The organism is Pedobacter frigidisoli (assembly GCF_004331675.1).
Classification (GTDB): domain Bacteria; phylum Bacteroidota; class Bacteroidia; order Sphingobacteriales; family Sphingobacteriaceae; genus Pedobacter; species Pedobacter frigidisoli.
Window position 1 is genome coordinate 86,329 of sequence record NZ_SJSN01000019.1, and the last position, 11,294, is coordinate 97,622.

General features: G+C 38.0%; 9 protein-coding genes and 1 rRNA gene. 3 read left to right on the forward strand and 7 right to left on the reverse strand.

The genetic code is table 11. The features are described 5' to 3' along the window. Nucleotides 1-274 precede the first annotated feature (274 nt). From EZ449_RS19600 to EZ449_RS19615, 4 genes are all read right to left on the reverse strand, one after another. Nucleotides 275-1,306: a UDP-glucuronic acid decarboxylase family protein gene (locus tag EZ449_RS19600; protein WP_225872381.1), complete on the reverse strand. Its 1,032-nt coding sequence runs from the start codon at nt 1,304-1,306 to the stop codon at nt 275-277. A gap of 6 nt (nt 1,307-1,312) precedes the next feature. Next, the gene (locus EZ449_RS19605; protein ID WP_131562114.1) at nt 1,313-2,656 is read right to left on the reverse strand and encodes a UDP-glucose dehydrogenase family protein; all 1,344 of its coding nucleotides are present in this window, start codon (nt 2,654-2,656) and stop codon (nt 1,313-1,315) included. Nucleotides 2,657-2,823: 167 nt separating this feature from the next. Continuing rightward, nucleotides 2,824-3,990 carry a glycosyltransferase family 2 protein gene (locus EZ449_RS19610; RefSeq protein WP_131562116.1) on the reverse strand — a complete coding sequence of 389 codons (1,167 nt, stop codon included), beginning with the start codon at nt 3,988-3,990 and terminating at the stop codon, nt 2,824-2,826. 132 nt (nt 3,991-4,122) lie between these two features. Further along, nucleotides 4,123-5,040, reverse strand: a complete 918-nt coding sequence (locus EZ449_RS19615; RefSeq protein ID WP_131562118.1) for a glycosyltransferase family 2 protein — start codon at nt 5,038-5,040, stop codon at nt 4,123-4,125. 134 nt (nt 5,041-5,174) lie between these two features. On the opposite strand from EZ449_RS19615, the gene EZ449_RS19620 reads away from it, so the two are divergent. Both EZ449_RS19620 and glyA read left to right on the forward strand, forming a co-directional pair. Continuing rightward, on the forward strand, nt 5,175-5,918 hold the full coding sequence (locus tag EZ449_RS19620; protein WP_131562120.1) for a segregation and condensation protein A: 744 nt from the start codon (nt 5,175-5,177) through the stop codon (nt 5,916-5,918). Between the two features lie 560 nt (nt 5,919-6,478). Then, nucleotides 6,479-7,750, forward strand: a complete 1,272-nt coding sequence (glyA, locus tag EZ449_RS19625; RefSeq protein WP_131562122.1) for a serine hydroxymethyltransferase — start codon at nt 6,479-6,481, stop codon at nt 7,748-7,750. A gap of 414 nt (nt 7,751-8,164) precedes the next feature. On the opposite strand, the gene EZ449_RS19630 is transcribed toward glyA, so the two are convergent. The 3 genes from EZ449_RS19630 to EZ449_RS23220 all read right to left on the reverse strand — a co-directional run bounded on the left by EZ449_RS19630 (nt 8,165) and on the right by EZ449_RS23220 (nt 10,286). Beyond that, nucleotides 8,165-9,538 (reverse strand): hypothetical protein, encoded by a 1,374-nt coding sequence (locus EZ449_RS19630; protein WP_131562124.1) that lies wholly within the window; start codon nt 9,536-9,538, stop codon nt 8,165-8,167. 52 nt (nt 9,539-9,590) lie between these two features. After that, a complete protein-coding gene (locus EZ449_RS23555; protein WP_394347147.1) occupies nt 9,591-9,707 on the reverse strand; it encodes a ComF family protein in 117 nt (38 codons plus the stop codon). Between the two features lie 159 nt (nt 9,708-9,866). Next, nucleotides 9,867-10,286, reverse strand: coding sequence for a ComF family protein (locus EZ449_RS23220; RefSeq protein WP_225872382.1), 420 nt, complete (start codon nt 10,284-10,286; stop codon nt 9,867-9,869). A gap of 885 nt (nt 10,287-11,171) precedes the next feature. Here EZ449_RS23220 and EZ449_RS19640 point away from each other — a divergent pair. Further along, a 16S ribosomal RNA gene (locus tag EZ449_RS19640) occupies nt 11,172-11,294 on the forward strand; the annotation flags it as partial.

Genomic DNA, 11,294 nt, shown 5'->3' on the forward strand with positions numbered 1-11,294 from the left:
GTGAGAGGTATTAAAATTGAACTAATATAAAAGGCTAGCTATCAAGATTATATAGTTAATTTCTTGTTCCTCTTCTATGTCTCAAATATAAGCCTGACATTGGTCGATAACTATAGTCTATATGGGCTATTTTTGGTTTTCATATATCTATTCAATACATCAATATCACTAATGGCTATAAAACTTTCTGTAGTTAAATAATCAATTCGTCTTGATATTGCAAAAAAAAGAGCAACTGAATGAGTTGCTCCTTAATATATTTGGTTAGTGTATTTTATTTATTGTAGTGAACAAAATTCTTATGTTCTGTTTGCTCAAGTAAAGCTGCTGGAAGCGACCTGAAATATTCGTAAGTGATTTTTAGTCCTTCAGCTCGGTTCACTTTTGGTTCCCAACCCAACAAAGCTCTTGCTTTGGTTATGTCTGGTCGTCTTTGTTTAGGATCATCTGTTGGTAACTCCTTACAGATAATCTTTTGTGTAGTTCCAGTTAGCCTAATAATTTCTTCAGCGAAATCCATCATCGTAATCTCTTCAGGATTACCAATGTTTACGGGTTGTGCATAATCGCTAAACAACAATCTATATATTCCTTCAATTAAGTCATCTACATAACAGAATGACCTGGTTTGAGTTCCATCTCCGAAAACCGTTAAATCCTCACCTCGAAGTGCTTGGCCAATAAAGGCAGGCAAAACGCGGCCGTCATTCAATCGCATTCTTGGCCCGTAGGTATTAAAAATCCTCACAATTCTCGTTTCAAGCCCGTGAAAGGTATGGTATGCCATGGTCATGGCCTCTTGGAAACGCTTTGCTTCGTCGTAAACACCTCTTGGGCCCACAGGGTTTACATTTCCCCAATATTCTTCGGGTTGAGGATTAACCGATGGATCGCCATAAACTTCGGAAGTTGAGGCTATTAACATTCTAGCACCCTTAGCCTTTGCCAAGCCCAATAAGTTATGCGTTCCTAATGAACCAACCTTAAGGGTTTGTATTGGGATTTTTAAATAATCGATTGGGCTTGCTGGTGATGCAAAATGCAGTATATAATCTATTTTGCCAGGAACGTGTACGAATTTTGAAACATCGTTATGATAAAACTCAAAGTTTTCCAAATGAAATAAGTGAGAAATATTCTGTAAATCGCCAGTTATAAGGTTATCCATCGCCACCACATGGAAATCCTCTTTGATAAAACGATCGCATAGATGGGAGCCAAGAAACCCGGCTGCACCTGTAATCAATATTCGTTTTCTCTGCTGGCTTGAAACCAATTGATCAGCATTCATATTTGTATAGTTCATTTGATATTACTTTTGCTGAAGAAGCATTTCATCTTCCTTAACTTCAATAAGCGCTCTTCCAATGCTGTTGTAGTAGTAGCCCAATTCTATCATTTTTGCGAGTTCAAATAGGTTTCGCCCGTCGAAAATTACCCTATCTGCTATTATTGCCGACATTTTTTCGAAATCGGGATTTCTAAAAACAGACCATTCCGTTGCAATAAGTAATGCGTTTGCACCCTCTAATACTGAATATTGGTCTGTGGCGTAATTAATTTTATCTTCAAATATCGATTTAACATTTTCCATTCCCTCTGGATCAAAAACACTAACGCTGGCGCCATTATCCAACAAGGCTTTAATGATATATAACGCAGGGGCTTCTCTAACATCATCGGTTTCTGGTTTAAAGGCCAGTCCCCAAATTGCAAAATGCTTACCGCTAATGTTTTGATTGAAATAGGTAATTACCTTATCCACCAATATAGTTTTCTGCAATTCATTAACCTCCATTACGGATTTAAGGATCTTGAAATCGTAAACATTTTCGTCTGAAGCTTTAACAAGTGCCTGAACGTCTTTTGGAAAACACGAGCCACCATATCCTATACCAGGAAAGAGAAATCTTTTGCCGATGCGTTCATCTGAGCCCATTCCTTTTCGAACCGCATCAACATCTGCACCAAGAAGTTCGCAAAGGTTAGCGATTTCGTTCATAAACGTAATCTTAGTTGCCAAAAATGAATTTGCTGCATATTTGGTTAGTTCAGATGAGCGCTCATCCATAAACAAAATCGGGTTACCCTGACGTACATATGGTGCATAAAGCTCGGTCATAATCTTTTTTGCATGTTCACTTGTGGTACCCAGCACTACGCGATCTGGCTTCATAAAGTCGTCTACAGCAACTCCTTCTCTTAAAAATTCTGGGTTGGAAACTACATCAACCTTTATATCGGTATAGGTTTTGAAAATTGCGCTTACCTTATCCGCTGTTCCAACGGGTACAGTTGATTTATTAACGATGATTTTATAATCCGTAATTAAGTGCGCAATGTCTTTTGCTGCCCCTAAAATGTAAGAAAGATCTGCAGCACCATCTCCACCTGGGGGAGTTGGTAGCGCCATAAAAATAATCTGCGCATCTTTTACAGCAAGTGCAAGATCTGTGGTAAATGTTAATCTTTTCTGACTAATATTACGATGAAAAAGAAGATCGAGGCCTGGCTCATATATCGGCAGTTCACCTGCTTGCATTTTTTGGATCTTTGCCACGTTAATATCTACACATGTGACATCGTTTCCTGTTTCGGCAAGGCATGTGCCTGTTACTAGCCCAACATAACCGGTACCAATTACTGCTATTTTCATATTTATTTTTTAGTAGAAGTGTTTTATTTATCTCAAAATTAGTATTGCGAAATTAGATCCCCAGTCGAAATTGACATATAGCCCTTTCCTACCAAATTATTAACTCCTATATTATCTGATTGTGAATAAGTGAGTTGCAGTATGTATAGCCATTTCGTACAAATGCACTATTTGCGTTTCGATCGCTCCCATGCAGCACTTTGATTCTTATTGAGGTAACGAAAAATCCCTGCAACAACTGCATAATTCATTACGCAAAAGTAGTATGGAATAAAAAAAGATTTAATCCTGATATTCTTGCGCTCAAATAAGGCACCAAGTAGGCTACAGCCATAAAATATGACCTGAAAAATTAACATTGTAATATAAAAAGGTTTAGGTTGATGGAGTGCGATCAGAATATTTAGTCCAAGTATAAGCACCAAAAGAAATGGGGTAATAGTCCACCTTAGTACTCGATGAGAAATGTATTGGAAAGTAAGTAATGGATAATGAAATGGGTTGGCAGCTTTTTTAAGTCTTAAAATAGATTGTAAGCCACCCGCTGCAATCCTAATTTTACGCTTTAGTTCTTCTGCGGTATTTGCTGATGCTGTTTCCATGGCGTAGGCGTTTGGCTCATAGGCAATAACGTAGCCCTGTTCCGCAATCCTCATTGCAATCATGTGATCGTCGATAATGGTATCAGCCTCCACCGGCTGGTATAAATTGGTTCGTATACTGAATAGTTCTCCAGCAGCTCCTACGTTAGAATATAATTCATAATCCCATTTTTTGAGTGCAGATTCATACTTCCAATAAAATCCCTCACCCGCAGAACTGGCATCAGCATGTTCATTTACTAGTATTCGTTTTTCTCCTGCCACTGCGCCAACTTTTGGATGTTGATAGTGTTTAACCAACTCTCTCACTGCATCTTTATTTAGAAAAGTATTGGCATCAGTAAATATCAGGATCTCACCCTGAACATAAGGAATTGCTCTTTTGATAGCGGCCATTTTTCCATTACGATCATTGTTATGGAGAAGCAATATACTGTTGAAAGTGTTAATTAGTGCTGGAGTACGGTCTGTAGATCCATCGGTAATAAAAATAACCTGTGTTAATTGCTTTGGATAGTTTAGGGTGAGGGTATTCTTGATCTTCTCAAAAATCATTTCCTCCTCATTCCAAGCGGCTACAAGAATGGTTACAGTTGGTAAACTAACATTTGCATCAACAGTCTTATTGTCCTTAAAAAGTCTTTTTATTCTGATGATGATATAGAGTAGTATGGCATAACCAACATAAGTGTATATAACCAAAAATAATGCAATCCAAAAAAGTGTAATCATAAGATTTAGCGATTTACCAACTTGGCGGTATTAATTTTTTTTGATAAACGCCAATGTTTAGGTATGCTGCGAAGGTATTGATGATGTTTAGGGCGTTCAATAGTACTTTACTACCATTTTATTTTGAGGCTATTAATTGGGAGGTTTATAGCCTATATCCCTGCTTTCTTTTGAGTGGTTTAAGTTCCATCTTAAACCTTTAATTACTTGTGCAGCCAGCTCTTTCTTGCCTTTTAGCAAATACCTAAATATTTCTCTTGGCGCAACAATTAAAAGGTAATAGCATGTAAAGATAGCTGTGTTAAATGCTCCAGTGTTCCTTCTGATAAAAAGCATTCTATTACGTGTCATAAAAAAGGTTTTGATGCTGCTTTCCTTTCCCACGCTCATAGATTCCTTATGAAAAATATGGGTTTTGCCAGTAAACCAAATCTTTTTTCCAGCTCTTTTAAATTGCTCGCACCAATCTAATTCCTCATAATAAAGAAAATACTGTTCTGCCATAGCACCAATGGCCAAAAGATCTGCCTTTTTGCACATCATCGCAGCGCCGTGGCAATAACCTGTTTCCCCGCTTATTTGGTTGTACTGTTGATCGTTTTCTTCCATAAATCCAATTGCCTTGTTTCTGCAAGTGAGGTAATTCATTTCTGTAAAACCAGCATATTGTATAACAGACGGATTATCAAAATAATATATCAATGGCGAAATAATGCCTATTTCAGGGTTTTCTTTCATCTCCTTAACAAGCTGATCGATCAATCCAGGAATTACTTCTGTGTCATTGTTGAGCATCAAGATATATTCGCCACCTGCTTCTTTTACACCTAGGTTATTGCCACCGGCAAAGCCGAGATTACTCTCCGATCGAATATATTTAAGTCCGGGATAACATTTTTTAAAGTCATCTCCATAATCCTCTACACTTCCATTATCAACCAATATCACTTCGGTAAATGCTGCTGGTAAGTGTGCCCGAACCGACCTTAAAAACTCGAGTGTTACCAAGGGTTGATTGTAGTTTACGGAGATGATTGAAGTTAATGCCATTATTCCTGCAAAAGTACTAGATGATATCTTGCTTGTGTATAGCTCTTTTGTGTAGTTTTAAATCGCCAAACTTCAGCTTCAACTAGCATAATCCGTATCCTTTTTTTTGTTAAAACCTACTATATTTGCCGTTAATGCAATCAGAAAATTTTGAGATAAAACTTCCGGTATTCGAAGGACCATTCGATTTGTTGCTGTTCTTTATAGAACGAGATGAACTGAATATTCAGGATATAGAGATTGCAAAGATTACCAACGATTTTTTGGCTTATATTCACCAACTCCTGGCCTTAAATGTAGAAGTAGCAAGCGAGTTTATTTTGGTTGCCGCTACTTTAATGCGGATAAAATCCAAAATGCTTTTACCAAGAATAGAGGTAGACGAGGCTGGAAATGAAATTAATCCAGAGCAAGACCTGATTGCCCGATTAATTGCCTACAAGCAATTTAAATCGGCTGCAGAGGAAATGAAAGTTTTTGAAGATGCCAGATTGAAGCAGGAGCGAAGAGGTAACATCGAATACGATTTAAACCTTGCCGCAGAATCCTCCACCCATCAAGATGAACTTCTATCTTTAGATCTGTATAAATTGCTCACAGTTTACCAGCGTACCATGCAGAAATATGATTTGCGTAGTGAAGAGGTAAAACATACGGTTATCCAATACCCTTATACCATAGAGCAGCAAAAACATTTTATCGCCAACCTTTTAAATATTAATGAGCAGATTGACTTTGCGCTTGTACTTAAAAACTCAGATAACAAAGTGCATTTTGTGTATAATTTTCTCGCCATCTTAGAGATGCTGCAGCAACAAATTGTCGAGATTACCATTGGAAGTGGGTTTAACAATTTTAAGGTAAAAGCCGTTAATTAAGTAATTGCCAAGTTGGAAGACTATTATTTATTTAAAAGTTTGATTGCCTGTTTTTTGAAAAGCAAAACCTATAGCGCTGTTAATGTTCGCCGGGCTTTACATTAAATCTTTTTGTGAAAGCGATCATTGAACTTAGTGCATTGCATCAAAAAGGATATCATTCCAATCCCGTTTAATAATATAGGCTTTTATCGCTATTTGGGGTTGCAAGGCGCCAATTTTAAATTCTATATCAAAAATAGCTTTGGGTTTTTTCCTACTTCAAAATAGCGATTTACCTTGCTTTCTCAACCTCCTATAAGCGTAAAGCTCCCAATTCTAAGCAGATGTATTTGGGTTTTTATTTGCATGCCTTATTATCTACAAAAGTTCTTCGGGTATGAAAAGTTAGCAGAACTATCGGCCACCACAATGGGTAAATCTTTCATTTCCAAAACCTATAAAACCGAGGGCTAGCGTTCTTAATGTTTAAATTGATCAATGGCGCTAATTAACTCATATTCACCTAGGCTTTAACGATTAATTTCTTACTTTTGCCAAAAAAATACAAACCTATAACGATGAAACGCGACAACCAAATTTTTGAACTTATTGATAAGGAACTAGATCGCCAAGAGCACGGTTTAGAACTTATTGCATCAGAAAACTTTGTAAGTAAGCAGGTAATGGAAGCTGCTGGTTCGGTATTAACCAATAAATATGCTGAAGGTTTGCCCGGAAAACGTTATTATGGTGGCTGCCAAGTAGTAGATGTTGTAGAACAAATTGCTATAGATAGGGCTAAGGAATTGTTCAGTGCTGCGTGGGTTAACGTTCAGCCGCACTCTGGCGCACAGGCAAATGCTGCGGTAATGTTGGCGGTTTTGCAACCTGGTGATAAAATTTTAGGTTTCGATCTTTCTCACGGTGGTCACTTAACTCATGGTTCTCCGGTAAATTTTTCAGGTAAGTTATATCAACCATTTTTTTATGGTGTTGAAAGAGAAACCGGATTGATCGACTATAAAAAATTAGAAGAAGTTGCGTTGGCAGAAAAACCAAAGTTAATCATCTGCGGTGCATCTGCCTATTCACGTGAGTGGGATTATGCTTTTATCCGTTCTGTTGCCGATAAGGTTGGCGCATTGGTATTGGCCGATATTTCTCATCCTGCAGGTTTAATTGCAAAAGGATTGCTGGCTAACCCACTTCCGCATTGCCATATTGTAACTACTACAACACATAAAACCTTACGTGGTCCTCGTGGTGGTATGATTATGATGGGTAAGGATTTCGAAAACCCATGGGGATTAAAAACGCCAAAGGGTGAAACACGCATGATGAGTAACTTACTGGATATGGCTGTTTTCCCAGGCACTCAAGGTGGTCCGTTAGAACATATTATTGCAGCAAAAGCAATTGCTTTTGGCGAAGCTTTGACTGATGAGTATGGTGATTATATTAAACAAGTAGCAGCAAATGCACAGGCAATGGCCAAGGCTTTTGTTGAAAAAGGATATGGAATTATTTCTGGTGGAACGGATAACCATTTAATGTTGATCGATCTTCGTAATAAGAACATTACCGGTAAAGTTGCCGAAAATGCCTTAGAAAAGGCCGAGATAACCGTAAATAAAAACATGGTTCCTTTCGATGATAAATCACCATTCGTAACATCAGGAATTCGTGTAGGTACAGCCGCAATTACAACTCGTGGTTTAAAGGAAACTGAGATGCAGCAAATTGTAGATTTGATCGATCAGGTTTTAACTAACCCAGAAGATGAGGCAAACCTTAACGCCGTTAAAGCTGAAGTTTATAAATTGGTAAGCGCATTTCCACTATATAAATAATATTGCTAGTATTGGCTTTGGAAACATTAGCCTAAAGCAGTTACATTCATTTGTAGCTGCTTTTTTGTTTACTATATGTTGTCAATGAATTAATCTTGATCAATTTGTGGGCTATAGTTTTGTAAATCCCATAATCCATTAATCTTGGTCATTTCGTAGGCTATTATCTTATCATCCCAAAATCCTTAAATTCCTAGTCAAATTTGTAGACTATAGTTTTGTAAATCCCATAATCCATTAATCTTGGTCATTTCGTAGGCTATTATCTTATCATCCCAAAATCCTTAAAATCTTGCTTATAAAGTAAAGGGCCGATATTCTTTATCAGAAATATCGACCCTTACCATCTAAATTAACGCTCTCGAATATATAAACGTCTTTCAGCTAAAATTGTTTTAGAGGAAGTGAAAAAAATTAATATTTCTCATAACAGCCTAATGAAGAAGGGAAATTCCTTGTTTTATCCTTTATATCTTTGTTTAGATGAGTGCCGAAATATGGATCTGAGCTTAGGTTGTAGCCTTTCTTCAAAGCCATACTGTTATCCTGCAATTCAAAATTATCTAAACTACTAGCAACAAAGGCAGGCTCAATATTTAATATATTCCCGTTAGTGTTATAAGTTGTTGTAGAGGTTTTTATCAAGTTGTTAAAAATCTTTGTTTCAATAATAGCCGAAGTCTTTCTTTGAATATCCAGTTCATTTTCAAGGTTTCCCCAAATAATGTTATTTGTTAAATCCAGTTCTAGCTTGTTATAGGCCTTGGCCGATAAATAATCAGAGAAACTCAATGCTGCGGTTTTTCGTGGAAAATCCAGATTATATCCTGCGAAAGTATTCTGTTTCAAATTATATTTTCCGCCACCTGTTGCATAAATCAGGTAATTTCCACAGTTGTACATTAAATTGTTAAAGGCAAGCAACTCTGTATGGTAACCTATATAGGCAGCAACCTGCATATTCTTAATTACACTATTGCTTAAAATTAACTTCGGATTAGTGTTTGGAGACAGTGAATCGGCAGTAATGCCAACAGATGCATTTTTAATAACCGCATTCTTAATAATGCCACTGCCATTTCGTTTTAAAAAGATACCTTTCCATTGACCTGGCTCGTCGCTGTAAGAACTCTCAAGCCGATCGCTACAAAACAATATCGGGTTCACGGCCGATCCGGCGGCAATCAGGTTTCCTTCGATATTTAAAGTCGCATCCTTATGGAAATAAATCTTTGCCCCAGGTTGAATCGTTAATGAAAAACCATTTCGGAGCGTTGCAGAGCCATAAATAATATACGGCAGGTTGTTCGTCCAAGTCGTGTTGCTATTAATCGATAGGCCATTAATAAAAACAGCATTTTGCCCATAAGCCAACAACTTTATTACTTGTCTATTCCCATTCGTATTTAAGATAATGGAATCCTGAACAATAAAGGGCAAGCTTTTATCATCAGGATTAATGTTAACCTTTACAAAAATATTTAGCGAGTCCTGTCCATTAATAATCAAATTGTGCTCAACAGCTGAGTTTTCGCCATTTATATTTATACTGAAAGCCGAAGCATTCCCACCAGCCAATTCAACTTGAGATACAATTACCGCATCACTATTCCTGTTCGAAATTTTTATTCGTTTGGTTACAGAACCTACAGATGTAAAAACAGTATCAAAAAAAATGCTGTCCTTAGATAAAGTTAGCTTTGCACTCGGGTCATCGGTTATACTTTCATCTTTCCTGCAAGCCGAAAAAATAATACCTATTAAAATGAAGCCAATAAATATGCGCATACTCAAACTTAGATATTTGTTCGAGTTTCTACAATAGAAAATCTATAATCCTTTATTCTGCAAAGGCCAGAGCGGCGATGCTAACCTTTCCAGCACCATTTGTCAGAAGTTCATTGGCACAGGCCTCTAAAGTTGCCCCAGTGGTAATTACGTCATCAATTAATAAGATGTTTTCCTAAAATTAAATCAGGTGAGATCACCTTAAAAACCTCCTGCATGTTCTCATAACGATTATACCTGCTTTTTTTCGTTTGACTTTCCGTCGAAACCATGCGAATTAAATTATCTTCACTAAAAGTAATACCCATTTTCTCTGCAATGCCCTCTGCTATATAAGTATCTGGTTATATCCCCTAAGCCTCAGTTTTTTACGGTGCAGAGGCACAGGGATCACTAAATCGATACCATTGTAAAGTGGGCTAGCTTTCAACCTTTCACCAAGCAAGCTACCTAAGGCAATGCCTACCGCTGTTTTTCCGTTATACTTTAAATTGTGTATTAGGTTTTGAACCTTAGCGCCTTTCCTAAAATTAAGCATAGCCATTGCTGCATTTAACGGTAATCGGCCCCACAATTGTTTCGCTACCCTATTCTCCGCATGTAAGTGGTAATCCGTAAAAGGCATATCATATAAGCATTTGGTACAGATCACGTTTTCGCTATGAAACAATGAAGTTCCGCAAGCATTGCATAAATTTGGAAACAATAACCCAAGTAAATCAACACCCCAACGCTTTATTGCTATCATGTAACTAATCTATAAAATTTCCATATAAATAGAATAGCTATTAAATCATTTGTTAGGAGATCACGTTCCAGCTATATATATATAAGGATAGTCCCGCCCTCCATTCCAAATCCTCGCCCCGAAAAAGGATCGGGGCTGCGGGTTTTCCATTGTGGTCGGATATAGGTGGCACGGACGCTGCAGGGAACCATGACCGGGCGCAGAACCGAAAGATCCCCATAAAAATGAGATCCCTTAGATCAGCTCCCCTTATATCTTAAATCAGCGGGAAAGGCCTGCGCCCATGCCCCAAACACCTCGATGGGGAAAAGGTTTGCCTCCCCGCCTGATTTTTTTTCCCTATCGCAGAGCGACTTATGGAAATGCCGTAAGTTTTTCGCCTCTACTATTTGGAAACTGCCGGATTATTCCTACTTTTGCATCCCGCTTCGGAGGAGACGGTTGGCCGGTAAGAGGGCCATATTGAAAGGGTAGAGGGAAAGGGGACCACGAAAAAAAATAAGTTATTATTTTATTTGGAGGTTCGGAAAAGTTTCCTACCTTTGCACTCCCAACCGAGAGGAAGCGGAAAAGAGGTCAGGTGGCGGATGCCACAGCGACCAACAGAAACAAGATTGAAACGAGCCTAAACACAGGATGGACGAACAAGACCAACCGAAACTGAGGAGCGAAGATATATAAATAGGCAGCCGCGAGGTTTATGCCGATAAAGTTCTTAAAAGAGATGTCAATGTATGCGAGAGCGAGTTTAATTGGGTACTGATCAAAGTACATGATTTTAGTAGCCTGGTTTTAGAGGTGGTGTCTAACAGACAACATTAATACAAAAAAAGAGGACTATTTTTAACAATAGTTAAAACTGGTCAGTTTTGGACAACACATTTTACAATGGAGAGTTTGATCCTGGCTCAGGATGAACGCTAGCGGCAGGCCTAATACATGCAAGTCGAACGATAGTTGGGGCTTGCCCCAACGAAAAGTGGCGCACGGGTGCGTAACGCGTATGCA